The sequence below is a fragment of the Homoserinimonas sp. OAct 916 genome, from assembly GCF_003260275.1.
Lineage (GTDB): Bacteria > Actinomycetota > Actinomycetes > Actinomycetales > Microbacteriaceae > OACT-916.
Window position 1 is genome coordinate 464006 of record NZ_QJHB01000001.1, and the last position, 25560, is coordinate 489565.

Below are 25560 nucleotides of genomic sequence, written 5' to 3' on the forward strand. Positions count from 1 at the left end.
TGATGCCCCGCTGCTGTTCCACGGATGAGCGCAAGGTCGACATCTGCGCGAGGGCGTTGCCCACGCCACCAACACCGCCACGAGGATCGCCATCCCCTTACGCTAGCGACTTTTGGTGAGCCGCGGCCTGCGGCGAGGCAGGCTCCGTCCGTGTCTGTCCAGCCTGCCGCTGCACTGGCACGGCGCCCCGGAGCGTGGGACGATATGGACATGAGCCAGTACGAGAACGATCCGGTCGAGGTCTTGACGGAGGAGGATTGTTGGGAGCTTCTGCGATCCTCAAGCCTGGGCAGGATCGCGGTTGCCTTTCGTGGGGTTCCCGAGATCTACCCGATCAACTTCATCGCGGTCGATGAGCGCTTGCTTCTGCGCACCGCGCCGGGTACCAAGTTGCTGGAGCTCACCATCAACGACAAGGTGGCGTTCGAGACCGACTCGGTGGGCGGCGACACCGCGTGGAGCGTCGTGGTCAACGGAACCGCACGCGTACTCGAGTTGCAATCGGAGATCCAGGCGGCCAACGAGCTTCCACTTCACCCCCTGATCCCCACCCTGAAATACGTCTGGGTAGAGATCCACCCCGTACGGATCAGCGGCCGCCGTTTCAGGCTCGAGCCCGAACCCGAACGGTACTGACCGAGCGATACCGATGCCCGCGGTTGACGGTGCTGCGCGCCATCAGCGGCCGGAGACGATGTCGGCCATCTTTGCCAGAGGAGACGTGGTGTGCCGCCCCTTCTGCTCCGCCGAATCGGCCCAACCATACGCGGTGTACAACGCCTTCACCGCCAGCCAGCGCAGTGGCTCTGGTTCCCAGTTCCGCACCCGATGGTTCACCCACGGCAGGGAGACGATGTCGCTCGCGTTTCCGAGAATGAGATCGGTCAGTGTGCGTCCGGCGAGGTTCGTGGCGGTGACCCCCGTCCCGACGTAGCCTCCAGCCCACGCAAGCCCAGTCTGGGGGTCGAGACCAACCGTCGCGGCCCAGTCCCGCGGAACACCGAGAACCCCCGACCAGGCGTGCTCGATCTGCGCTGAACCGGTCGCGGGAAAGAACGTGTTCAGGAGGGTCTTCAGGAGCACGATCGTGCTTTGGGCCGTCTGCCCGTCGTTGTCGGTCTGGGAACCGTAGCGATACGGCACGCCGCGCCCGCCGATCGCGATGCGATCGTCTGCGGTGCGTTGCGCATACATGTATGCGTGAGCGGCGTCACCCAGCACCTGTCGGCCGTCCCAGCCGATGGTCTCCCAGACAGCATCGGAGAGCGGTTCGGTCACGACCAGGGACGAGTTCATCGGCAACCAGGCCCGGTGCAAACCTTTGAGGCCGGCGGTGAAGCCCTCGGTCGCTCGCACCACGTGGCCGGCGGTGACCGTTCCACGGTCTGTGATTGCCTGCCCCGGCGCGATTTCGATCACGTGAGTGTTCTCGTACAGTTCGACGCCGAGGGATTCGACGACACGGGCCAGCCCTTCGGCGAGCTTGGCGGGCTGGATCCGGGCCGCGTGCGGGTGCCACGCCCCGCCGGTTGTTCCGGCCACGTTGATGCGCTCCCTCGCCTGGGCTGCGGTGAGCAGTTCCACGTCGGTGTTGTCCCACTCGGCCTCGCCCGCAGCGTATGCCGCGAGCCGGCCGTATTGGGCATCGTTTCGGGCAACGGTGAATTCGCCACCCTTGACGATGTCTGCGTCGATACCTTCATGGGCAGCCACCCGGATGACCTCGTCGACCGTCTCATTCAACGCGGTCTGGAAGCGGTGCGCCGAATCGCGCCCATGGGACTTGATGTACTGCTCGCGACCCCCGGTCACTGAGTTCGTCAGCCAGCCGCCGTTCCTGCCTGAGGCGCCGTAGCCCGCGAACTTCTGTTCCAGAACTACGATCCGCAGCTCAGGCACCGCCTTCTTGAGGTAATACGCTGTCCACAGTCCCGTGTATCCGGCCCCGACTATGCACACGTCTGCCTGGATGGAACCAGGGAGTGCGGGCCGGGTTTCAGGCAGATCGATCTGGTTCCACCAGAATGAAACCGAACCGTTCATGGTCTGCACAATTTACTTCTTTCTCGTTCTGTCGGTGGTCGCTCAGTGATGGTTCGACTAAGCGGGACGAAACCCGGTGGTCTCCGGCGGCTTGGCATGCCGGATCATCAGGTGCCGGCTGACCGAATAGTCCAGCAGCGGCTCCAGGCTCATGTCCTTGCCGAAGCCAGATCCCTTGACTCCCCCGTGCGGCGCCTCAGAAGCGATCGGCAGGTGGTCGTTCACCCAGGTCACGCCCACATCCAGCTGATGACTCACCCGGATGGCGCGGCCCACGTCTGAGGTCCACACTGACGACGCCAAACCGTAGACGCTGTCGTTCGCCAGACGCACACCATCCTCCTCGTTGTCGAACGGCAGCACGACCAACACCGGTCCAAAGATCTCGCCCTGGACGAGTTCTGAGTCCTGCTCGGCTCCGATGATCAACGCGGGCGCGTAGTAGGAACCGACGCCGTCGAGATATGTGCCCCCCGTCAACAGTTCGGCACCCTCAGCAACACCACGGCACACGAAACCATGCACGCGTTCGCGGTGCTCGGCCGAGATGAGGGGCCCGATGTGGCTTGCCGCGTCCATGGGGTCGCCCACGACGATGCCTTCCAACTGCGCCCGAAGGGCGGAGACGACATCGTCGAACACCGCGCGCTGCGCATAGACGCGGGTAGCCGCAGTGCAGTCCTGCCCGCTGTTGTAAGTTGCCCCGAGCGCGACCGCGTGTGCCATGTGAGCGATGTCGGCATCGGCGAAAACGAGGGCAGGCGCCTTGCCGCCGAGTTCCAGGTGCACCCGCTTGACCCCGTCGACCGCTCCCGCCATCACTGCTTTGCCCGTGCTGGTCGACCCGGTCACGCTGACCATGTCGACCCCCGGATGCCTCACCAGCGCCTGCCCGATCTCCGCACCGCCGGTGACCACGTTGAGCACGCCAGACGGCAACCCCGACTCAGCGGCGAGTTCGGCCAGCCGTAACGTTGTGCGCGGGGTCATCGACGAAGGCTTGAGGATGACTGAGTTTCCGGCTGCAAGAGCCGGACCTGCCTTCCACAACGCCATGATGAGCGGAAAGTTCCAGGGGGTGATTCCTGCCACTACTCCGACCGGCCGGCGGCTGATCACTGAGGTGTACCCTTCGCTGAGCACTCCGGCCCCGGTACCGTCCAGCGATCGTCCGGCGCCGGCGAAGAAACGCAGGTTGTCGGCGGCGAAGGGAATCTCGCCCTCGAGAAAGGTCGTCCAGGGCTTGCCAGAGTCTTCAACCTCGAGCTTCGTGAGTTGTTCGGCGTCGTCGTCAAGCGCGTCCGCCAGCCTCAATAGCGCTCGGGCTCGTTGTCCTGGCGTCTGGCCAGCCCAGGTGGCCTGCGCACCTCGGGCTGAGACCACCGCCGCATCGACGTCGGTTGCGCCTGACTCCGTCAGTTCGTCTATCGCCTCTCCCGAGGACGGGTCGATGAGCGGCAACGTGGGGCCAGCCCCCGCTCGGTACTCGTTGGAGATGTAGGTGCCTCTGCTCATGAATTTCCCTTGTGCCTGCCGCGGCGTTCGGCTGCAGCTTCTGTTGTGGTTGGTTGGGTCAGCGCTCAGTGTCGTATCAGCGGCCGGTGGTCGCGAGTTGCTCGATCAGGTCGGCTGCGTGCACCAGCCCATTTTTTCCGCGAACCCTCGCACCGATCTCGTCCATGCGCCGCAGCAGATCCACGTCGCCGAGTTGATCAAAGATTGCGTCGCGCATCTGATCGGCGGTGAAGGTGTAGGTCGGCAGCCGTCGACCGAGGCCCTTCTCATGCACTCGCTGTGCATTGTCGTACTGATCCCAGAAAAGCGGCAGTACAATCATCGGTTTTCCGAAATGCACCGACTCGGTCACTGTGTTGTTGCCGCCGTGGGTGATGACCAGGTCGACCAGGGGGAGGATGGTTGTCTGCGGAAGGAACTCAGCGCCGAACATGTTGTCGGCCAGTTCGATCTCGTCGTGACGCGGCCCTTTGGACACGATCACCCGGATGGGGAGCGTGGCCAAAACGCTGATCACGCGGTTCATCAGCTCGACATCAGCACTGCCGAGAGAGCCAAGGCTGAAGTAGATCAATGGGCCCTCTCCGGCGAGAAACTCGTCCGGGATGTCTGGCGCGCTCTCGGTCTGCCGCACCGACGAATCCAGCCGGTGCCAACTTTCACCGAGCGGCCGGGCATCCGTGTAGTCCAACTCGTGCGGGTAGACGTACAGGTTGAGGTCGCCGTCGTGGAGGAACTGGAGGTCGGGCAGCGCTGGCGCCCCCTGTTCCTGCACCCACTCGTTGAACCCCGTCCACAGATCACGATGGGTTCGCTCATACTCGTCTTCAAAAGCCTGCCACTTCTCGGGCTCTGATTCGGCGTAGCCGGAGAACACCGGCGCGACATGCTTGCCGGGCTTTTCCAGTGGGTTGCATGAAATGATCTTGACGAACGGCGCCTCAGCCGTGACCATGGCGGGATACGCCGACACGTTGTCCTGTATCAGCACGTCAGGCTTGGCGCGTTCAATTATCTCAACGAGCTGGCCCTGCACGTATTTTGAAGCGTCGATGAGCTCGCTCCAGATCGGCGCGACCACAGTCTCCAACTGTTCCAACGTCGACTTTCTGAACTCGGGCGCGGTCTCGGCGATGTAATCCTTCCAGAACTGACCGGCATCCTGCTCTGGCTCCCCCTCCACAGGTTCGTCCGGCGCCGCCAGGTGAACCAGGTCTTCCTCGAACCCGAGCGGACTCAGTTTCCCTTCCCAGGAGGCCTCCGCTGCGAAAACGACCCGGTGGCCGCGCCGAAGTAGTTCATGCCCGATTCCGATGCAGTTATTGGTCGGCCCGTATGCGCTCTCCGAGGTGAACAGGAAAGTCTTCTTCTGCGTCATTATCCAACTCCATTATTGTTTGACTATATGCTCAGGGAAGATGACGGATCGTTGTCATCATAGAAAAATTGCTCAAATAATTCTTTGAAGGCCTCTTCAGCCTATCGAAAATCGACGGTCGAACGAAAGGGATGCCCCATGGCAAGGCCGAAGCGTCAGGAGGCGCGGCGCAGCGAACTTGTTGCGGCGGCGCAGCGTGCCATCATCGGGCACGGCCCCGGGCTGGGGCTTCACCATGTGGCCGAAGAGGCCGGGCTCACGTCGGGTGCTGTGCTCTACTACTACCCCAATCTCGATGAGTTGGTGCTGGAGGCGAACCGAGCCGGAATGGAGCGATTCTATGAGCAGCGCAGCCGCATGCTCAATGAGCTGCCTGACGACCCGGTGGACCGCCTTCTGGCCCTGATCCGATCGGGACTGCCCGCAGATCGCACCGATGAGGGCGTGAGGTTCCTGTGCGAGCTCGGCGGCTCGGCGGGCCGGAACCCGACCGCAGCGGCGCTGCTCACGACCCTGTTCGACCGGCAGGTCAGCCTGTATCAGGTGGTGTTGGAGCAGGGGGCGGCTCGTGGCATCTTCAAGCTCACCCAGGGCTCGCTCACCATCGCCCGAAATCTGGTCGCGCTGGAAGACGCCTACGGCTATCGAATTGTCGCCCAGCACCCGGTCATCGACCACGCGGGCGCGGCGGAGTTGATCATCGCATTCGCACGGATGTCCACCGGTCATCCGCTGATCCCTGCCGGCACCGCCGCTTCCCGCTGAGGAACCGCAGAAGAAACCTCGCCGGGCACGATGACGCACCGGTCGCTCTTCCAGCCGACGCCGACCCTGTCACCAGGCCGGAGGCCCGTAGCCGCATGCAATACCGACGTCACGGGAGTGGCGTGGCCGTCGACGGCGAGTGAGACCGTTGACCCACCGCCCAAAAAGACCGTATCGATCACCGTGCATGTCCAACGACCGGTTCCGGGGTCGCCCAGGATCATGTCTTCTGGCCGCAGCACGGCCGAAGCGGGCCGGCCCGCCGGCACAGCGTGCTCGCCAGGGAAGTGGCCGAGACCGGGGACCTCGATCCCGGCCGCGTCAGCGGTCCCGTCGAACAGATTGGAGGTTCCGATGAAGTCGGCGACGAAGCGGGTGCGTGGCGTCGAGTAGAGGCCGACCGGGGTGTCGAGTTGCTCCACCCGGCCCGCGTTGAGCACCGCAATGCGGTCCGCCATCGACATGGCCTCCTCCTGGTCGTGGGTGACGACGACGAAGGTCATCCCCACTTCACGTTGCATGCGCTTCAACTCCAGCTGCATCTCCGCGCGCACCTTCCGGTCGAGTGCTGAGAGCGGCTCATCGAGAAGGAGCAGGCGCGGGCGTTTGATGATGGCACGCGCCAGGGCCACCCGCTGTCGCTGGCCGCCCGAGAGCTGGGCGGGCTTACGCTTTGCCATCGTCGCCAGGCCCACCACCTCGAGGGCCTCACCGACTCTCGTCTGGATCTCGGAACGACTCCGCCGCTCGGCCTCGAGCCCATAGGCGACGTTCTTCTCCACCGACAGGTGCGGGAAAAGCGCATACGACTGGAACATCATGTTGACCGGGCGGCGGTGCGGCGGCATTGAAGCCAGGTCGGCGCCGTCAAGCAGGATTTCACCGTGCTCCGGCTGCTCAAAACCGGCGATGGCGCGCAACAGTGTCGTCTTTCCGCAGCCCGACGGGCCGAGCAGCGCAAAGAACTCATTATCGGCGATGTCGAAGGTGACGTCATCGAGCGCCGTCACCGTCCCGAACCTGTGCCGCAAGCCGCGAACGTCGAGCAGTGGTCGTGCGGTCTGTGTGTTGCTCATATTGCCTCCGTGATGCGGGTGAGCCGCTGGGCGGCGATGACGACGGTCATACTGACCACGAGCAGGAGCGTGGCGAGCGCATTTATCTCGGGGGTGACCCCGAAGCGCACCATGGAGTAGATCACGATCGGCAACGTCGGTGTCTGCGGCGCGGCGGTGAAGTAGGCGATGACGAACTCATCGAGGGACAGCGTGAATGCGAGCAGTGCACCCGCCACGATCCCGGGCGCCAGCTGCGGGATCGTGATTCGAACGAACGTGCGCCCGGCACCCATGCCAAGGTCCTGGCTGGCTTCCTCGAGTGTGGGGTCCACGTTCGCGAGCCGGGCCAGCACGATCGCCGTCACAAACGCCGACGCGAACACGGCGTGGGAGATCAGCACGGTGTGCAGCCCGAGCGACATCTGCAACAGCGAGAACAGGCTGAGCAACCCGATTCCGAGGAGGAGATCGGGCAACAGGGCGGGGGCCGTCGCGTAGGCGCGAATCAGTCCTCCCCTGGTGTAGCGGTGGATGCCGACGGCCATCAACGTGCCCAGAACCGTGGCAAGAACAGTCGCTCCCCCCGCCACGATGAGCGTGTTGCGCAGGCCCTCCAGTACAGCTGAGTCCTTCGCGAGCACGCCATACCAGTCGAGGCTGAAGCCCTTCCAGACGAACAGGTTGGACGACGCGTTGAAGCTCATGATGACCACAACGATGATCGGCACATAGAGGAAGATATATGTCGCCCAGAACGGAACGGCCAGCAGTTTGGGTCTACGCATCCGGTGACCCCTCCGTGATCCGCTTCGAGGCGCGTGACTGCAGGGCGAGCAGAACGACCAGGAATATGGTCAGAACAAGCGCAAGTGACGCCCCGAACGGCCAGTCTCTGGCCTTCAGGAACGCATCACGCACCAGATTGCCGACGAGCAGCATCTTGCCGCCGCCGAGCAGTTCAGGGATGACGAAGTTTCCCATCGAGGGCACGAAGACGAATACGCATCCGATCAGCATCCCGGGCACCGACATGGGCAGAATGACCGTGCGGAAGACGCGGAACGGGCGTGAGCCGAGGTTGGTGGCAGCCTCTTCCAACTCGGGGTCGATCCGTTCGATCGACGAGTATAGCGGCAGGATCATCAACGGCAGATACATGTACAGCAGACCGACCACAACGGCCGGCTGGCTATACAGCAGATTCATCGGTCCGTCGATCCAGCCGAGCGCCTCCAACCCCTGATTGAGCCAGCCCGCATTGTTGAACAGCAGGATCCACGCATAGGTTCGAATGAGAAAGTTGGTCCAGAAGGGCAACAGCACCATCAGGAGGGCGACCGTGCGCCAGCGAGTGGGCAGGCGGGCGATCAGGTAGGCCGTCGGATAACCCAGCACGAGCGCGAGCGCGGTCGTCAACGCCGCGACGCCGATCGAGTTGAACAACACGTTCAGGTACACCGGCTCGAGCAGCCGGGTGAAGTTCTCGAGGCTGAACTCAGGGCTGACCCCGCCAAACCTACCGCGGGTCATGAACGCGTACGTGGTCACCAACCCAATCGGGATGACGACGAACAGCGCCAGAAAGAGGCTCTGCGGACCGAGGAAGGGTGCGGCGCGCAACGCGCGAGAGAACCGCTGACGGTTCATCCCATCGCGCATTGCCCGCCGCACCCTGGCTGCCATCGTGACTTAGCCCGCCTGGATCTCAGTGACGAGACGGCTGTACTCGGTCGAGAAGTCTCCGACGTCGATAAGACCCTCCTGCTCGCTCAACTCCGCCGGGGTGATCGCCAGCGACGGGAAGTCGACGGCCATCTGCGGGTCGACGAGTTCGTTTGCGGCGCGGTTGGGCACGTTGTAAAGGATGTTCTCCACCACCCACGAGTGCACGTCGGGCTCAAGGATGAAGTTCAGGAAGGTCATGGCGGCTTCCTTGTTCTTCGAAGACTTGAGAACCGTCATAGTGTCAGTCCACAGGTCGCTACCCTCCTTGGGAATCACGAACTTGATGTTCGGATCCTCAGCAACGCCGTAGTTGCACCAGCCGTCCCACGCCTCGGTCAGTACCGCCTCACCCGTGATCAGCTTCTGGTAGAACGTGGTGTCATCAAAAGCCAAGAGGGTGGGCTTCGTCTTCTCCAGCTGGGCACGGACCTGGGCGAGCTCATCCGCACTGGTCGAGTTCGCCGAGAAACCGAGCAGCTTCTGCGCCGGCAGGGTCATCCAGCGCTCTGTCGCCAGCATGGTGGTCTTTCCCTCCAGCTCTGGCTTGGGGTTCAGCAGGTCGTTCCATGAATCGGGTGTGAAGTCGATCAGGTCGGAACGGTAGCACAGCCCCGTGGTGCCCCACGCGTACGGCAGGGAGACCTTATTGCCCGGATCGTAGGCAAGCTCCTTGGCCTCCGGGTAAAGGTTCGCCTCGTTAGGAATGAAGGACTTGTCCAATTCCTGGAGCACGCCCTGCTCGCCGAGCGCCTGCGCATACTGCCCGGACATGAAGGCGACATCGATTCCGGAATCGCCCGACGCCATGATCTTCGCGACGATCTCTTCGTTCGTCGCGTGGTTGACAATCGTCATCGGGATGCCGGTCTTCGCTTCGAACCGCTCGGCCAGGTCTTCGGGGTAGTAATCGGACCAGATGCCAACCACAAGACTCTGCTTCGTGAGGTCGGCGTCGGGGTCGAGTGCTGCGCCGCCCGAATCCCCCGCGCTGCACGCGCCAAGTCCGAGTGCCGCGACTGCTGCAATGGCGGTTGCAGCTGCAACCCTGAGCTTGCTTCTTCTAAAAAGCACCGTGTCTCCTTTGACTCTCACACATCCGGACGTGTTGATTCTTACACGCAGACTCAAAAAATGCGATTCTTCGATAGCCTAGCGGTGCGTCTGTGCACATCCAATACTCGAAGATGGATTCAATGAACTCGAATTTTCCGTCCGTTTCAGCGTCGATCTCGTCCCTCAGGGGCACCATCGACATCCTGGAGAACGGTTCGGTAACACTTTCCCAGGAACCGGGGCTTGCCACCGATCTCGTGAACGCCGTGCTCGGCCGGAACGTGGCAGACCTCACAGTTGATGAGGGCGCACTACTCGTCGACTCGGTGGGAGTGACCCATGAGACAGCCGTCTCCGACCCGATTTCGGAGCGCACGATTGCCGTCGACCAGACGAACCTGTCAATTGTCGTCGACGAGCGTTTCATCGTCAAGGTGGTCACCCGGTGCGGCAACGCCGACCAAGCCGCCCACCAACTCGCTCGGCTGGCACGCGCGGGATCGGTGGTGGCTCCTCCGTATCTGGGCAGCGTCGACTGGGACCCCGGCACCGGCGAACCCCACGCGATCGCACTGGTATCCAGGTATCTTCCGGGGACCGAAGACGGCTGGAGTTGGGCTGTCAACGATGTTCTCAGCCTTGTCGCGGGTGGCCTGCCCCCCACCTGGCCACGACAGCTGGGGGAACTCTGTGCCCAACTCCACAGTGACCTGAGCCGGGAAGTCGAGAGGAAACAGCACGATGCGGTTGTGCCCTACGCGGTGCGCCCCCGCGCCGAGGCGGCGCTCACCGAGGCCCTGGAGCTCACGGCGGGATCTCCCGGGATCCGGTTGCGCAATCGGATCGAACCGATCAAGACCGCGATCGCGACGCTCCCCGACGACCTCGATTCGCCGCTGATCCCGATTCACGGTGACCTGCACGTCGGCCAGTTCTTGCGCACCCCGGACGCCGACGCCGACGCCGACGCCGACGAGTATTGGATCATCGATTTCGACGGGGATCCACAACTGAACCCGAGCGACCGGGAACAGCCGGACGCGCCCGCGCGGGATGTCGCCCACATGCTCACATCTATCGACCTGGTCGCGGCGGTGGCACAACGCCGTCTCGGCCGAAGCGACCCTGTGCTCTTCGAGTGGGCCATGTCCGCTCAGCAACAATTCTTGGAGGCCTATCGCGCGCGGTTGGCGACGCACGGACTCGCACGCCTGCTCGACGACCGCCTGCTCGAGGGCTTTATCGCCGAACAGCTTCTGCGCGAACTCATTTACGCAGGCCGATTCCTCCCCCGATGGGCCTACGCCCCCGATGCCGTCATCACATTCCGCTATCCGAATTCCCGCGCCCAGAAAGAGGAGCCATGGAGCCCACCAGATTTTTCGACGACCTGACCCTGATCCCCGAAAAGCTGGGACATCTGGCTGACCAGCTCGAGCTCGGTCTGCCCGGGCTTGACCAGGCCGTACTGCCCGCGGCTGGCCGGGTTCTGATCCTCGGCATGGGTTCTAGCGCGTATGCGGCCGATGTGATCGCCCGTGATGCCCGCGCCACCGGGTTGAACGTCGTCGTGGAGCTGGCGAGCTCACGAACACTGCCGCCGCCGGCCACCGACCTGACCGTCATCGCCATCTCGGCGACCGGTGGCAGTGTCGAGGTGCTGGCGGCGATTGAGCCATACGTCGGGCAGGGCCGACTGGTCGCTGTGACAAACCGACCTGATTCGGCTCTGGCCCGGGCAGCGGATGCTGTTGTCGAACTGCACGCCGGCATCGAGGCCAGCGGTATTGCCTGCCGTACCTTCCGGCACACACTGCTGACCGCTGCTGCGTTGTTGGACCCGAGCGCCTCCGGCAGCAGTGCGCGAGTGGCAGCGGCCAGGCAGGCCGCAGAGTCCACACAAGTTCTGATTGACACTCGCGCCGACTGGGTCGCCGACGTTGCTGACACCTTGGGCGGGCCAGACGGGACCTGGGCGCTTGCTCCGGTGGAACGGCTCTCATCGGCCAGGCAAACTGCGCTGATGATGCGCGAAGTGCCACGACGAACCGCCTACGCGAGTGAGACCGGTGACTGGTCACACGTCGATGTCTACCTGACCAAGACGCAGGATTATCGCGCTCTCGTGTTCGCCGGCTCCGCATGGGACGCCCAGGCGCTGGAGTGGATGCACGAACGCGGTTCGACCCTGATCAGCGTCGGCGGGGCGCTCACGGGTGCCACACAGTGCATTCGCTATCCCGGTGACACCGACGAGAACGTTGCGCGGCTCACTGAAGTTATCGTCGGCGAGTTGGTCGCCGAGCACTGGTGGCGCGCACTGCAGGGCTGACGTTGGTCAGGCTGCTGCTTTCCCAGCCGCCAAGATGTACGCGCGCATCACGTCCAGGCGGGGCTGCCGACCGTTTCCGCGAGCCGCGCCCCAGCGATCTCCAGCCAGACCAAGGGGTCAGCCATGGCAGCATCGGCACCACCGGCCAACTGGGCAAGCGACCGGCAATCGGCGAACCCCGTCGGGTCGGTGTCGATACTGCCCGCAACCAGAAGTATCGGCACCCCGACCGCGGCCGCCACCCCGGCGACGTAGCCGGGCACCTTGCCGGCCGCCGACTGCGCATCGAATCGGCCCTCCCCGGTGATCACCAGTTGGGCCCCAGCCACCGCCTGCGGCACCCCGAGGGCCTCCCCCACCGTGCCCGCACCCGGCGACATGGTCGCTCCCCACGCAAGCAGCCCGAAGCCGACGCCACCCGCGGCACCGGCACCAGGAGCGTCGGGGTCGACGTGACCGAACCGGCTGGTCCGCACCAGCCGGGCCAGCCGGCGCAGGTTGGAGTCGAGGCGGGCCACTTGGCGAGTGGTCGCACCCTTCTGCGGCCCGAATACGGCTGCCGCACCAGCTACGCCCAGCAGAGGATTGGTCACGTCGCTCAGAATCTGAGCACCGCCAGGCGGCACGGGCCGGAGCCGGGTGCTGTCGATCGTCGACACGGTACCGAGGCCGATGTTGCCCAGTCTGATCGGCCGGTCGTCCTCGTCGGTGAACTCTGCACCGAGGGCCACCAACGTGCCGACCCCGCCGTCAGTCGACGCGCTCCCGCCGATCGCCAGAAGTAGGCGGTGCGCCCCAGCCTGCAGCGCCGCCGCAATCGCCTGACCGAAGCCAAGCGAATGCGCGCCGAGCGGGTCCAACTCGTCGATGAGTGTGATGCCGCTGGTGTTGGCCAATTCGACGACGGCCGTGCCGTCGGGCAACTGCAACCAGTGAGTGTCAACCGGCCCATCATCGGGCCCGCGCACAGTGATGGGCATCCGCGTCGCACCCCGCACGGCAGTCTCGAACGCATCAAGTGTGCCCTCACCACCGTCGGCCATAGGTGCCAGGTGCAGCCTGTCGGCCGGTCGAACAGATGCCCAGCCGGCCGCAATCGCCCGTGCCGCGTCGGCGGCGCCCGCGGTGCCCTTGAATGAATCCGGGGCAATCACAATGGTGCACGGCTGGTCGAAGTCAGTCATATCTCCAGCATGACAGCGTCGAGTCCCTACAGCTATCGCCCTGTCACAGACTGCCTGGCACCCCAAGCGTGATGTGGCCCGTACACCCTTCATTCCATCAGGAGGCCAGACCGGCAGATTCGACAGCAGGTTCTGTGCCGCTGGCCATGATACGCGGGGCCAGCACGGCCGCGACGATGCCCACCGCCAATGCCAACGCGAAGCAACCGGCGAACGACCAGACCGCTCCCAGCGGAGCAAGCCCGGTGAAGATGAACGCCGACAGGGCCAGTGCGATCGCCGCGCCCATCGAGTCGGCGATGGTGAGCGCCGCAGAGTTGAACCCCTGTGCCTGGCGGCTGGACAATGCAAAGGTCAGGACCGACAGCCGCGGGAGCATCATTCCCATCCCGAACCCTGCCGCTGCCCACGCGAAGAACGCGATGACTGGGGGGAGCATCCAGACGGTCATGGCGAGTGTCACCGCGAGCGCGATGACCAGCATGCCGGTGCCCAACCGCAGGTGGGCCAACGCCTCCCACCGGTCGGCCGTGCGTCCCTGAAACCAGGATCCGGCGGCCCAGAAGACGCCGCCGGCAGACAGAGCGAGACCGGCGATCGACGCGTCCAAGCCGTACTCGTCGATCAGGAGGTAGGGCAGGTAGACCTCGGCCCCGAAGAATGCGGTGCCGATCATTCCCCGCATCAGCACGACGGAGGGCAGCCCGCGTACTGCTCGCAGGGCCCCCGCCGGAAGCAACGGTCGCAGGGCGACGAGCGTGACGACGAAGGCGAGCGCAGGCAGCACCCAGGCCAGCCAGCCGGAGACCTCGGTCGCGAGGTTCAGCCCCATCACGGCGACCGCGGTCAACAGCGACCACAGGATCGGGCCCACCCGCCAGGGCACGCGTTCGGCGGTCTCAGAGCCCAAGCGAACGCTGCGCAGCGCCGGGATGACCATCACGAACGCGGGCACGATCAGGCCGATCACCCCGAGGAACACCCAGTGCCAACTGAGCTGCTCGGCGACGAGCCCCGCGATGAAGGGACCGATCAGCGACGGCACCACCCAGGCAGCCGCGAAGCCGGCGAAGATCTTGGGCTGCAGACGCGCCGGATATAGCCGTGCGACGATCACATAGAGGGAGACAATCGCTCCACCACCGCCGAAACCGTGAACGAGACGACCGGCGACGAAGACCTCCATGGTCACCGACGTTCCGGCGATCACGAGGCCGAGGGCGAAGAGCACGCACGAGAGGTACAGCGCAGACTTCGGGCTGTACCGGTCAGCCCAGTTGCCGGCGACGACCATCCCGACCACGCCGACGGCGAGCGGACCGCCGAACGCGAGCGCGTACAGGTGCGCCCCGTCCAGGTCGGCGCTGATCGCGGGCATCACGGTTGTGACCGCGAGAGACTCGAACGCCGCCAGAAGAATCAGCATGCACATGCCGATGGTCACCCACCGGAAGGGGCCGGAGAAGATGCCTTCGGCGCCCGTCGATGCGGGCATCCGATCAGCTGGCGCGACAGATCCCGCGAGGGGAGTCTCTTCAACCGGGCCGGGATCGTGCAACACGCTATTGACTCTAATTGCTGGTCGCTGGGGGAACACCCCCAGCGACCCGCCCGATGCGATCCCGCGAACTCAGCCACGCACACTCCCCCGGGAACGCTTCACCGTGACGGGGTGACCCTCGCAGTATCCTGAAAACAGCCCACACACATCCACCGGTCACAAGCGAAACAGGGGTGCACCAGTGAGTACAGCCGCCCGCACCCCCGTGCGCGGAAAGCTCCTGCCACTGCTCGGCCCGGCAATGGTCGCCGGCGTCGCCTATCTCGACCCGGGGAACGTCGCCAGCAACATGACCGCCGGTGCCCAGTTCGGCTACCTCCTGGTCTGGGTGGTGGTGATCGCGAACCTGATGGCCTGGCTGATCCAGTACCTTTCCGCAAAGCTCGGTCTCGTCACGGGCGAGAGCCTGTCGGAAATTCTCGGTACGCGCATTCGCCACCGGTGGGCACGCCGCGCCTACTGGCTACAGGCAGAAGTGGTGGCCATGGCCACCGATATAGCCGAGGTGATCGGTGGGGCGGTGGCCCTTTACCTCCTCTTCGGCATTCCGCTGTTCTGGGGCGGGGTGATCACCGGTGCCGTCTCGGTCGTGGTGCTCAGCGTGCACAGTAGTCGCGGCGCCAAATCGTTCGAACGCGTCATCGCGACCATGTTGATCATCATGGCGATCGGTTTCACTGCGGGGCTCTTCGTCGAACCGCCGGATGCCGCCCAAACCGCGGCCGGCCTCATCCCCAGCTTCGACGGTGCGGGCTCGGTGCTGCTTGCAGCGTCGATCCTCGGTGCCACCGTCATGCCGCACGCGATCTACGCGCACTCAGCGCTCACCCGCGATCGGTTTGGAAAGGTGCCTGCTGTGCGGATTCCGCGGGTGCTGCTGGCGACCAGAGTGGATGTGACCGTCGCGCTGCTGATCGCCGGCACGGTGAACCTCGGCATGCTCTTGCTCGCGGCGACCGTCCTGCCCGGAATCGAGGGCACTGACAGCCTTGAGGGCGCCTACGCTGCCATAGGTGCAGCATTGGGCCCGGTGATCGCAACCCTGTTCGCGGTGGCACTGCTCATCTCGGGGCTCGCCTCAACCGCGGTTGGAGCCTATGCCGGAGCCGACATCATGCACGGCTTGGTCAAAGTGCAGATTTCACTCATCACCCGCCGGTTGATCGTGCTGATCCCCGCACTGGTTATCCTGGGCGCCGGGCTCGACCCGACGTGGTCCCTGGTGCTCAGCCAGGTGATTCTGAGTTTCGGCATCCCCTTCGCCCTCATCCCCCTGGTCTTCCTGACCTCCAACAGCGCGCTACTGGGCGGGTCGGTCAATCGCTGGTACACGACCGCACTGGCGACGCTGGCCGCCGTCTTCCTGATCGCGCTCAACGTCGCCCTGCTCGTGTTGATCTTCACGGGTACCTGACCGGGTCACGTCTGGTCAACTGTCCCCGCGACGCGGGCCTGTTCCGAGTACAACTCGAAGTAGCGGCCACCGGCGGCAATAAGCTCGCGGTGAGTGCCGCTCTCCACCACCCGCCCGGCGTGCACCACGAAGATCACATCGGCTTCGACCACGGTCGACAGGCGGTGCGCAATCGCTATGGTGGTTCGCCCGCTGCTGGCCACCTCGAGCGCCCGCTGCACCACCCGTTCCGAGACCGAGTCGAGGGCACTGGTCGCCTCGTCGAGGATCAGCACCTCCGGGTCTTTCAACAGCACGCGTGCAATCGCGATCCGTTGCTTCTCCCCACCGGACAGTCGGTAGCCGCGTTCGCCCACCAGCGTGTCGTAGCCGGCCGGGAACGATGCGATCGTCTCGTGGATGTTCGCCGCACGAGTCGCCTCCTCCACCTCGGCCATCGACGCCTCGGGCTTCGCATAGAGCAGATTGTCGCGAATGCTCGCGTGAAACAGGTAGGTCTCCTGGCTCACAATTCCGATGTGGGACAACAGCGACTCGTGTCGCAGGTCACGCACGTCCTCTCCGGCGAACAGGACCCGCCCCTCGCGTACATCGTAAAACCGGGGGATCAGGTAGGACACCGTCGTCTTACCCGCCCCGGAGGCACCGACGAACGCCACGAACTGCCCGGGTTCGATCACCAGTGAGACATCATGCAGTGCTGGAGCGGACTGCCCGTCGGCATCCGGATACGCGAACGTCACCCGGTCGAACTCGACCCTGCCAAGAGCCGGGGACGCAGAAACCTCCCGCGCATGAGGGGCGTCGGTGATGGCCGGAACGAGGTCGAGGTATTGAAAGATTCGGGCGAACAACGCGCCCGACGTCTGCAAGTCCAGTGCCACCCGCATCAGTCCGATCAGAGGAAACATGAGCCGGGCCTGCACGGTGGTGAACGCGACAATCGTCCCCATCGTCACGTCTGCACCGCCGACGATCAGGTAGCCGGCGACGACATACACGATTGCCGGAATCACCGACATGAAGATGGTGACCAGCCCGAAGAACCACTGGCCGCTCATCTGCTGGCTCACCTGCAACCGGATCTGGTTGCGGTTCTCGGCGCTATAGCGGTCGATCTCGCCCCGCTGTCGGTTGAAGCTTTTGGCCAGGAGAATGCCCGACACGCTCAACGTCTCCTGGGTGATCGCCGTCATGTCCGACAGCGACTCCTGGGTCTTCGTGGCGATCCGTGCTCGCACCTGGCCGACCCGGCGTTGGGCGATCACCAGGAAGGGCATCAGAATGACGGCAACCAGTGTGAGCTGTGGGCTGAGCAGGAGCATCGCCACGAGTGCGGCGATGACGGTCACGGTGTTGCCGAGAACGCTGGACACCGTGTTCGTGAGCACACTGGCAACACCGCCGACGTCGTTGGCCAGACGAGACTGGATGACACCGGTCTTGGTGCTGGTGAAGAATGCGAGTTCCATGTGTTGCAGGTGGGTGAACAGTCGCACCCGCAACTGGCCCATCACCGTGTTGCCGACAGATGCGGTGAGGTAGGTCTGCCCGACACCCAACACCGCCGAGACAACCCAGATGATGACCATCAGTAACACGATCTGGATCAACCGCTCCAGATCGGGTGAGCCGCCGGACGGAAAGAGGCCTTCGTCAAACGCCTGCTGGGTCAGCAGCGGCGGCAGAACGCTGAGGCCCGCGCCGACGAGGACGATAATGCCGGTCAGTGCGAGCTTCAGCCTGTGTGGTTTGAACAACGCGCCGATACGAGCCAGAAGGTGGGGCACCTTCGGGGCACTGGCGTTCAGCTCACGTTGCGCCCGTGCATCCCTGTCGGAGAGGCGCCCCGAGCCGCGCATGGAAGTCATGTCTGAACTTTATGCGATAGTCCGAACCATCCGCCTGGTGGTGGCCTGTGGATCAGCCGCCGCCCTTGGGCCAGCTCTGATCGATCGCGGTCAGAGTGTCAGCGGTCGACTCCCCGTTGATCCAATCCATCATTCCCGCCCAGAACGAACCACTGCCCACCGAGGTGGGCATCAGGTCGGAGCCGTCGAACCGGATAGTGGCCGAAGGGTTCTGGAGAAGTCTCATGCTGTCGGACAGAATGTCGCTGGAGGCCAGGGCCGGGTCGACCCCGCGGTTGGCCGAGACGACTCCACCGAGTTTCACCCTGGTCGACGCCCAATGCACGCTGGTGAGGTAGGTGTGCACTGATTGGGTGGCCGCGTCATCGTTGAAGGAGGCGACCAGGTCACCGCCGACGATGAACGGAGCGGACTTTGCGGTGGTGCCCGGCATCAGGAATGCCCAAACATCGCCGTCCGGCGCAATCGTCACATCAGCATCTCCTCCGGTGTCCCAGAAGCCCTCGTAGAAGGAAGCCTGGTGGTAGAGCGAGCACTGACCGTCAAGAATCGGAAGCCCGGCTCCGGCAAACTCGGTGGTTGCGATTGACTTGACCCCGTCGAAGCCACCATTCACGAAATCTGGGTTCTTCAGGATCTCCCCCACGGAGTCGAGCGCACGCTCCACCGGCAGGGCGTTGAAGGGGAGCTCGTGACTCACCCACTTGTCGTACACGGAGGCACCGGCCTGCCTCAGCAGCACATCTTCCAACCAGTCGGTTCCCGGCCACCCACTGGCATCGTTGGAGACGAACCCGTCACACCACGGCTTGTTTCGGCCCGCCTCTGCGATGGTCTGTGACAGGGTGAGCAACTCGTCCATGGTCTGGGGAACCTCGTAGCCATGGGCCTCGAACTCGGCCGGGGAATACCAGATGTAACCCTTCACCGTCGACGTGAGTGGCGTGCCGAATGACTTCCCATCGACCGTCCCGAAATCGCTCCAGTACTCGTCCCACGAATTGGAAACGTTCTCCACTGCTTTAGAGGGTGCGGGCACCAGAAACGCCGCATTCGCCATTGAAGTGACCAGTGAGGGCTGGGGGAAGATCGCGAGGTCGGGTGCGTTCTCCTCCTGTGCCTGGACCAGGATTCCGGTCGCGAAGTCCTTGCTGCCGATGTAGTCGACATTGATCCCGGTACAGGCCTCGAACTGATCGAACGACACGTTGAGCAACTCCGCTTCCAGACCGAGCACGGCACCGCGGATGGTCACCCTGGTACCGGAGTCGAATGTTCCGTAGTCGCCGAGTTCGCTGCAGTCCACTTTGGGCACCGCACTCTCAGACGTGGTCGCCTGTTCCGACGAGGTGGAGCAGCCGCTGAGTACCAGACCGGCGAGCGCCAGTGCTGCACCCGCGAGTACGGCGCCGTGGCGCGCTCCTTTATGCATCCGATTTCCCCTCGTGGCGTGACGTGACGCCGTATTCTCTGCTGGGCGAAGCCGCCGGGCAGTCCCCTGAGCTCACGTTAGTCATCATGAGCGTTGTTCACCAGCGCGTAAACGCCCCCAACCCTAGTGTCATTTTACGTGCGATCACCCATCGTCCATCGTGGTCTTCCGGCTCGGACGGGAGGGTTTCGCCACGAAGAGACGCCGCCTCACCGATTGTGGTGAGACGGCGCCTGCCCACGATTTCTCGCGGTTGGTGAATCGAGTGTTACTTGAGGGTAACCGTTGCGCCGGCGGCCTCGAGCTGAGCCTTGGCCTTCTCGGCGGTCTCCTTGTTGGCGCCCTCGAGGACGGCCTTCGGCGCGCCGTCGACGACAGCCTTCGCCTCGCCCAGTCCGAGGCTGGTCAGCGCACGAACCTCCTTGATGACCTGGATCTTCTTCTCGCCGGCAGCCTCGAGGATGACGTCGAAGGAGTCCTTCTCTTCCACTTCCTCGGCCGGGGCGGCTCCGCCACCCACAGCGGCAGCGGCGACGGGGGCCGCAGCGGTGACCTCGAAGACCTCTTCGAACTTCTTGACGAAGTCGTTGAGCTCGATGAGCGTCAGTTCCTTGAATGCTTCAATAAGCTCGTCGTTTGACAGCTTTGCCATGATGTTTCTCCTCGTGAATGTAATGCGTGGTGTCGCTTGGGGTATGACGTATGTGTCTCAGTTTCGAGACAGCTCGTAGCAGTGTGCTAATGCTCTGTGCTACTGCGCGGATTCCTGCTTCTCACGCAACGCGTCGACGGTGCGAACCGCCTTCGACAGCGGGGCGTTGAACAGGTATGCGGCACCGAACAACGACGCCTTGAAGGCGCCGGCCAGCTTGGCCAGCAGCACCTCCCGGGTTTCGAGATCGGCGAGCTTGGTGACCTCTTCTGCGGTCAGGGGGTTACCGTCGAAGTAACCACCCTTGATCACAAGCAGAGGATTTGCCTTGGCAAAGTCACGCATCGACTTGGCCACGGTGACGGGGTCACCGTGGACGAAAGCGATTCCAGAAGGCCCGACGAGCTCGTCGTCGAACGATGAGATTCCGGCCTGGTTGGCCGCGATCTTGGTCAGCGTGTTCTTTACCACGGCGTAGGTTGCGTCGGCACTGATGCTCGTGCGCAGTTCGTTCAACTGGGCAACAGTGAGTCCGCGGTACTCGGTCAGCAGTACGGCAGTCGAGTTCTCAAAGTGACCTTTGAGTTCGGCTACCGCGGCTTCCTTGTTCGCCATGGCGCTCCTTGAATAGATGTGCGCGCGTCGCGGATGCGACGTGCAGCCGGGGCCCGTGGTCTTCACGCAATAAAAAAGCTCCGACGCAAGGGCCGGAGCAGTCTGACCGCACTCACAAGCGCGGATCTCATCACTTCAACACCTGCGCGGGCCTCGCTTACGCGAAACTTCGGCGGATACTCCATGCGGAACATCCACGACCAGCGGTCTTTGGCTCAGATCAGGTTACGTGATGCGAGGCTGCTCGCGCAACTCGTGGCATCGGAGAGATGGCCGCCGTCTGAGGGGCTCGCGCGATCATTGGCGGAAAAGCCTGTCGGCGCGCAGCAGAATGGGCACATGTCCTTCATCGTGCGCAGCGTGCGCCACGCCATTGCGCCCCTGACCCGTACGCGGCCTTTTCGTCGCATCGCCCCTGTGGCCCTTCCTCCTCTGGAGCGGGGACTGAGGCTGGTCAGTGGTGGGCGGCTCCAGGTGAGCGGTCTGCTCGTGCCCTCTCTGGTGCTCCACTCGATCGGGGCGCGCACCGGTATCGAACGCGATACCTCATTGATGTATACGCCAGATGGCGCCGGTAACGCCATAGTGGCCGCGACCAGCTTCGCGCGTGAGAAACATCCTGCCTGGAGCTACAACCTCATGGCCAATCCGAACGCCGCAATCACCGTGCGGGGGCATCGCCAGCAAGTTCGTGCGACCCTGTTGACCAAGGAAGAACGCGAATCGATGTGGCGACGGATCGAAAAACAGTGGCCGGGGTACCGCTCGTACGAACGAGAATCAGGGCGCACCGTGCGGCTGTTCCGGCTCGAGCCTTTTGGCGATTGTGGCGAATTGCCCCCCAGCAGCACGCCGTCCCAGGTCTCGTAGTCTTTTTCACCTCAGGCACCGCATCGCTGCGCTCTACGTCTGGCGTGGGCGACCAGCAGTCGCCGCTCTGACGAAACGAGGTAGCTCCGAGACGACTACTTTCGGGGCCCCCTGTGGCGTTATGTCGCTAGTCGTTAGCGCGGGCTACGTGCGTCGACGAACCACAAGTCTACGAGAGCCGTCATTTCGGTACCCACTACTTGGTGGAACCGGCCAACAGCGCTGAGACGAAATAGCGCTGGAAGGCGAAGAACACGATCAACGGGATGATCATCGACAGAAACGCCCCCGCTGAGAGGATGTCTATGTTCGCGCCGAACTGCCGCAACTGGCTCTGAATGGCGACCGTGATCGGCTGACTGGTGGCGTTGGTGAAGATCAGGGCGACAAGCATGTCGTTCCAGACCCAAAGAAACTGGAAGATCGCGAGGGAGGCGATCGCGGGCATTCCCAGGGGCAGAATGATGCGGCTGAAAATACGCCACTCGCTGGCCCCGTCCAGCCTGGCCGCCTCCAGCAACTCCCCCGGCACCTGGGTGAAGAAGTTGCGCAGGAGAAAGATGGCGAACGGCAGACCATACGCGGTGTGGAATATGATCACCCCGAGGATCGATCCGAACAGCCCGATGCTGCCGTAGAGTTTCGCGATGGGAATCAGCGAGACCTGCAACGGCACCGCGAGCAACACGATCACAGCGACCAGAAGCCAGTCCCGTCCCGGAAAACGGATCCACGCGAACGCGTAACCGGCGAGCGAACCGATGATGACCACAGCCGCCGTTGCGGGCAGGGTGATCGCAATCGTGTTCACGAACGAACCCATGAACTGGGAGTTGGAGAGCAGGTTGGTGTAGTTGTCGACAGTCAGTTGAGCAGGTCGGGTGAACACGGTCCACCAACCGGTCTGGCTGTTGTCGACCGAATTGCGCAGTGAAGACAGCGCAAGGCCGATGGAGGGCACCAGCCAGAAAACGGCGACGATCACCAGAACGATATTGACCACGCCGCGGCCGAAGAAGTCCAGGATGCGCCCGGCCGCTCCGCGCTTGGCGGTCACTATCCCGGCCGGCGCGGTCACTGTTCCCGCTCCATCTTGAACCGACGCACGTTGATGATCATGAAGGGCAGCACGAGTACCAGGAGCAGGATCGCGAGAGCACTACCGAGGCCCTGGTCGTTGCCGCCGCCGAAAGAAACCGTCCACAGCTGCACCGCGATCACCGTCGCGTCTGGAAGCGACGAACCGGGAGGAATGACATAGACCAGATCAAAGATCTTCAGCACATTGATGATCAGGGTTATGAACACGACAATCAGCACGGGCATCAGCAACGGCGCCGTGATGCGCCGGAACACCTGCCACTCGTTCGCACCGTCCACCCGGGCAGCCTCCTGCAGGGAGATATCCATGGCTGAGAGCCCGGATGCGATCATCACCATCGAGAAACCGGCCCAGATCCAGACGTAGGAAAGGATGATCACCGCGGTCACCAGCGTCGGCCCCAGCCACGAGATCCCCGAATAGCCCTGGCTGAAGTTCGACGCCGGCAGGGTCACGATGTAGCTCCCGCTCGAGGTCGGAGAGTTGATCGTGTAGGTCCCATCATCCGCAGCCACTGCGGATGCGACGACAGCGCCGTGAGTGTCGACGACCTCCACCGTCACCCCGGGCAACCCCATCTTGCCGTCCCCGATGGTGCCCGGTGTGCCGCCGCCACCGGGCACGAAGTCCAACCAGACGGTGCCGGTTATCTGGTTGGCAGCCGGCGTTTCAGCGGCCACTGCGGGCTTTGCAGTGCCCGGCAATGTGCTGGTCTGCAACCCGACCAGAGGGAAGTTCTGCACCGACCCCACCGCCACCGTGGCCTGGCTTTGGATCTCGCCGTCGGATGCGACAGTCAAGGTGGAGTCCGAACCGGGACGCGCACCGGGGTAGGAGGCGCCGGGAGAGAAGGCGTCATGAACTGCCACCAGCCCGGCGTTCACCGCGCCAAGGTTGGGATCCTCCTGAAACAGGGTGCGAAAGATCACGCCCGAGGCGACCATGGAGATGGCCATCGGCATGAAGACGATCAGTTTGAACGCGGTCGCCCATTTGATGCGGTTCATCAACACGGCGAAGATCAGGCCGAGCACCGTGCACGTGACCGGTGCGACGATCACCCAGATGATGTTGTTGCGAATCGAGATGAAGGTTGCCGGGTCGGTGAACATGGTGACGTAGTTCTGGCCGCCGATGAAGTTGACACCGCTGGCATCGAACATCGAGCGCCACAACGAATAGACGACTGGGTAGGCGACCAGCACCCCCAGCAACACCAGTGCCGGTGCCATGAAGATGAGCGCGGTTATCAGCCTTCGACGACCGGGTGCGTGGTGGGGAGGGCGCTTTGCGCTCTCCCCACCACGCGGGGTCACCCGAACCGTATGACTGGTGGACATGCGGTCGTCTCCTGTTACCCGGCCACCGGGTCTCCCCCGTCATTCACTTTCCGTAGGCCTCAACAGCAGCCTTCTCTAGCGCTTGCGCCGTGCCCTGCACATCCGTCGGGTTGCTGTAGAAGTCGAGGAGGATCTTCCACTCGCCGGCCCCGGGCGTTCCGCCGAACGCGCTGGGCGCCTGGTCGGACATGTCGAAGCGGAAGGTCTCCGCGTTGATCAGGGACTCAGCGATCTGCTTCGACGTGTCATCCGGGTAGGCCGACATATCCACGAGCTTGTTCGGCGAAGTGAAACCGCCGAGCTTCACCCAGATGGTGGCAGCTTCAGGTGAGGCCAGGTAGGTCATCAACGCGGCCGCTCCCTTGTTGTCCTTGAGCTGGATCGCCGCATTGCCGCCACCCACAACCGCGGGCCCGGAGTTGTTCACCGACGGGAAGTCATAGAACTTCGCATCAGTACCCACAACCGACTTCGTCTGTGACGTGATGTTGCCCGCCACGAAGTCGCCCTCATAGACAGTGCCCGCCTTTGCTGGGGAGCCGAAGACCTCGGTCACCGAGTCGCCAAAGGTGCGCTGGGCGCCGCCAGGCTGCACAATCGTCTTGTCACCCCACAACGTGCCCAACTGGGTGAGTGCGTCGATCACCTTCGGATCCGTCCACGCCATGGTGTGCGCGGTGAGTGCGTCATAGTCATCGGCGCCGGCCGAACGAAGGAAAACGTTCTCGAACCAGTCGGTCAACGGCCACCCCACGTCGGCCCCGATGGACAACCCGTAGACACCGGAGTCGGCAACCTTTTTCAATTGCGCGGTGAAATCATCCCAGGTCTTCGGCTCGGTGGCTCCAGCATTGGTATAGACATTCGTGTTGTACCAAACGGTTGATTTATTCGAACCCTTGAACCACACGCCGTAAGCCTTGCCATCGACAGAACCGAGGTCGACCCAGTCCTTCGAATAGTTCGCCTGAACCGACGCCAGGGTTTCTGGCGACAACTCGATCAGGCTGCCCGCTTTGGCCAGGGAGTCCAGCAGTCCTGGTTGCGGGATGACCGCCACATCGGGTGGATCCCCACCGGTGATCTTGGTGTTCAACGTCGTGGCGACATTGCTGCCATAACTGGTGTAATTGACTGTCGCGCCGGTCTCGGCGGTGAACTGTTTCAGCACCGCCTCGAAGTTGGTCTGTTCAGCTCCGGACCAGTCAGCGGCAACGTTCAATGTGACGCCGCTCAGGTCAGGTGGGGCCGCGGATGCGGGCGCGCTGCTCCCCGCGGAACTTGGCGCAGGCGTCGAACCGCTGGAACATCCGGCGAGCGCCATTGCGAATGCGCCGGTGACTGCCGTTGCGATCAGCACTTGTCGGCGGTAGGTGGACTTCATGGGAACCCTCCTCGTCAGCTGGACTCACACGAGCGGGCGTCTCCCGTTCTTCACCTCAGCGGAGTCGTCGGGCAACTCCCCGTTGGTCATGAGTTCCTCTGCACCCGGGCACCGATCGTTGCCTTACACCTGGTGAACGTCAGGAACGGTCGACCACTCGGACGCATGCCCTCACGCTAAATTCGTTATCAACGATCGCCAATGGGCGATGGGGCAGAACACCCCAAAAAACCCTGATCGTTACCCAATCGTCACCTTCGTCCGGC

Annotated in this window: 21 protein-coding genes and 1 pseudogene; 6 read left to right on the forward strand and 16 right to left on the reverse strand. The window is 63.5% G+C overall.

The features are described 5' to 3' along the window. Positions 1-150: 150 nt before the first annotated feature. Positions 151-636 (forward strand): pyridoxamine 5'-phosphate oxidase family protein, encoded by a 486-nt coding sequence (locus DL891_RS01945; protein WP_368665614.1) that lies wholly within the window; start codon positions 151-153, stop codon positions 634-636. Positions 637-678: 42 nt separating this feature from the next. Here DL891_RS01945 and DL891_RS01950 read toward each other — a convergent pair whose 3' ends face one another. The 3 genes from DL891_RS01950 to DL891_RS01960 form a co-directional block, all read right to left on the reverse strand. Then, positions 679-2043: an FAD-binding oxidoreductase gene (locus tag DL891_RS01950; RefSeq protein ID WP_111718833.1), complete on the reverse strand. Its 1365-nt coding sequence runs from the start codon at positions 2041-2043 to the stop codon at positions 679-681. 57 nt (positions 2044-2100) lie between these two features. Next, positions 2101-3558, reverse strand: coding sequence for an aminobutyraldehyde dehydrogenase (locus DL891_RS01955; RefSeq protein ID WP_111718700.1), 1458 nt, complete (start codon positions 3556-3558; stop codon positions 2101-2103). A 76-nt stretch (positions 3559-3634) separates the two neighbouring features. Then, complete coding sequence (locus DL891_RS01960; RefSeq protein WP_111718701.1) at positions 3635-4936, reverse strand: glycosyltransferase; 1302 nt, start codon at positions 4934-4936, stop codon at positions 3635-3637. A gap of 138 nt (positions 4937-5074) precedes the next feature. Between DL891_RS01960 and DL891_RS01965 the strand changes: the two genes are divergently transcribed. After that, positions 5075-5701: a TetR/AcrR family transcriptional regulator gene (locus DL891_RS01965; RefSeq protein ID WP_111718702.1), complete on the forward strand. Its 627-nt coding sequence runs from the start codon at positions 5075-5077 to the stop codon at positions 5699-5701. Here the strand turns inward: DL891_RS01965 and DL891_RS01970 are convergent. The 4 genes from DL891_RS01970 to DL891_RS01985 are packed head-to-tail and all read right to left on the reverse strand — an operon-like array spanning position 5662 to position 9555. Then, the gene (locus tag DL891_RS01970; RefSeq protein ID WP_111718703.1) at positions 5662-6777 is read right to left on the reverse strand and encodes an ABC transporter ATP-binding protein; all 1116 of its coding nucleotides are present in this window, start codon (positions 6775-6777) and stop codon (positions 5662-5664) included. The two genes, DL891_RS01965 and DL891_RS01970, sit on opposite strands and share 40 nt — an antisense overlap. Next, positions 6774-7544 (reverse strand): ABC transporter permease, encoded by a 771-nt coding sequence (locus DL891_RS01975; protein ID WP_111718704.1) that lies wholly within the window; start codon positions 7542-7544, stop codon positions 6774-6776. Before DL891_RS01975 ends, DL891_RS01970 begins: the two co-directional genes overlap by 4 nt. Beyond that, positions 7537-8406, reverse strand: coding sequence for an ABC transporter permease (locus tag DL891_RS01980; protein ID WP_232818960.1), 870 nt, complete (start codon positions 8404-8406; stop codon positions 7537-7539). Before DL891_RS01980 ends, DL891_RS01975 begins: the two co-directional genes overlap by 8 nt. Before the next feature lie 42 nt (positions 8407-8448). After that, a complete protein-coding gene (locus tag DL891_RS01985) occupies positions 8449-9555 on the reverse strand; it encodes a spermidine/putrescine ABC transporter substrate-binding protein (RefSeq protein ID WP_111718706.1) in 1107 nt (368 codons plus the stop codon). A gap of 122 nt (positions 9556-9677) precedes the next feature. Between DL891_RS01985 and DL891_RS01990 the strand changes: the two genes are divergently transcribed. Together DL891_RS01990 and DL891_RS01995 are read left to right on the forward strand one after the other, a co-directional pair. Continuing rightward, positions 9678-10931 (forward strand): hypothetical protein, encoded by a 1254-nt coding sequence (locus DL891_RS01990; RefSeq protein WP_111718707.1) that lies wholly within the window; start codon positions 9678-9680, stop codon positions 10929-10931. Then, the gene (locus DL891_RS01995; RefSeq protein WP_111718708.1) at positions 10901-11869 is read left to right on the forward strand and encodes an SIS domain-containing protein; all 969 of its coding nucleotides are present in this window, start codon (positions 10901-10903) and stop codon (positions 11867-11869) included. Before DL891_RS01990 ends, DL891_RS01995 begins: the two co-directional genes overlap by 31 nt. A gap of 47 nt (positions 11870-11916) precedes the next feature. On the opposite strand, the gene DL891_RS02000 is transcribed toward DL891_RS01995, so the two are convergent. Continuing rightward, positions 11917-13053 carry a glycerate kinase gene (locus DL891_RS02000; RefSeq protein WP_111718709.1) on the reverse strand — a complete coding sequence of 379 codons (1137 nt, stop codon included), beginning with the start codon at positions 13051-13053 and terminating at the stop codon, positions 11917-11919. A 97-nt stretch (positions 13054-13150) separates the two neighbouring features. Further along, positions 13151-14614, reverse strand: a complete 1464-nt coding sequence (locus tag DL891_RS02005; RefSeq protein WP_232818961.1) for an MFS transporter — start codon at positions 14612-14614, stop codon at positions 13151-13153. A gap of 175 nt (positions 14615-14789) precedes the next feature. On the opposite strand from DL891_RS02005, the pseudogene DL891_RS02010 reads away from it, so the two are divergent. Beyond that, positions 14790-16028 (forward strand): annotated as a pseudogene (locus DL891_RS02010) (Nramp family divalent metal transporter); the annotation flags it as partial. Positions 16029-16033: 5 nt separating this feature from the next. On the opposite strand, the gene DL891_RS02015 reads toward DL891_RS02010, so the two are convergent. The 4 genes from DL891_RS02015 to rplJ form a co-directional block, all read right to left on the reverse strand. Further along, a complete protein-coding gene (locus DL891_RS02015; RefSeq protein WP_111718712.1) occupies positions 16034-17899 on the reverse strand; it encodes an ABC transporter ATP-binding protein in 1866 nt (621 codons plus the stop codon). A gap of 52 nt (positions 17900-17951) precedes the next feature. Then, positions 17952-19331 (reverse strand): ABC transporter substrate-binding protein, encoded by a 1380-nt coding sequence (locus DL891_RS02020; RefSeq protein WP_111718713.1) that lies wholly within the window; start codon positions 19329-19331, stop codon positions 17952-17954. 268 nt (positions 19332-19599) lie between these two features. Then, positions 19600-19983: a 50S ribosomal protein L7/L12 gene (rplL, locus tag DL891_RS02025; protein ID WP_111718714.1), complete on the reverse strand. Its 384-nt coding sequence runs from the start codon at positions 19981-19983 to the stop codon at positions 19600-19602. Between the two features lie 99 nt (positions 19984-20082). Beyond that, positions 20083-20598 (reverse strand): 50S ribosomal protein L10, encoded by a 516-nt coding sequence (gene rplJ / locus DL891_RS02030; RefSeq protein WP_111718715.1) that lies wholly within the window; start codon positions 20596-20598, stop codon positions 20083-20085. A 339-nt stretch (positions 20599-20937) separates the two neighbouring features. Here rplJ and DL891_RS02035 point away from each other — a divergent pair, with 339 nt between their 5' ends. After that, complete coding sequence (locus DL891_RS02035) at positions 20938-21468, forward strand: nitroreductase family deazaflavin-dependent oxidoreductase (protein WP_111718716.1); 531 nt, start codon at positions 20938-20940, stop codon at positions 21466-21468. 196 nt (positions 21469-21664) lie between these two features. Here DL891_RS02035 and DL891_RS02040 read toward each other — a convergent pair whose 3' ends face one another. The 3 genes from DL891_RS02040 to DL891_RS02050 are packed head-to-tail and all read right to left on the reverse strand — an operon-like array spanning position 21665 to position 25294. Beyond that, the gene (locus tag DL891_RS02040) at positions 21665-22546 is read right to left on the reverse strand and encodes a carbohydrate ABC transporter permease (RefSeq protein WP_111718717.1); all 882 of its coding nucleotides are present in this window, start codon (positions 22544-22546) and stop codon (positions 21665-21667) included. After that, positions 22543-23910, reverse strand: a complete 1368-nt coding sequence (locus tag DL891_RS02045; RefSeq protein WP_111718718.1) for a carbohydrate ABC transporter permease — start codon at positions 23908-23910, stop codon at positions 22543-22545. The genes DL891_RS02040 and DL891_RS02045 overlap by 4 nt, the downstream gene beginning before the upstream one ends. A gap of 43 nt (positions 23911-23953) precedes the next feature. Beyond that, the gene (locus DL891_RS02050; protein WP_111718719.1) at positions 23954-25294 is read right to left on the reverse strand and encodes an ABC transporter substrate-binding protein; all 1341 of its coding nucleotides are present in this window, start codon (positions 25292-25294) and stop codon (positions 23954-23956) included. Between the last annotated feature and the right edge of the window lie 266 nt (positions 25295-25560).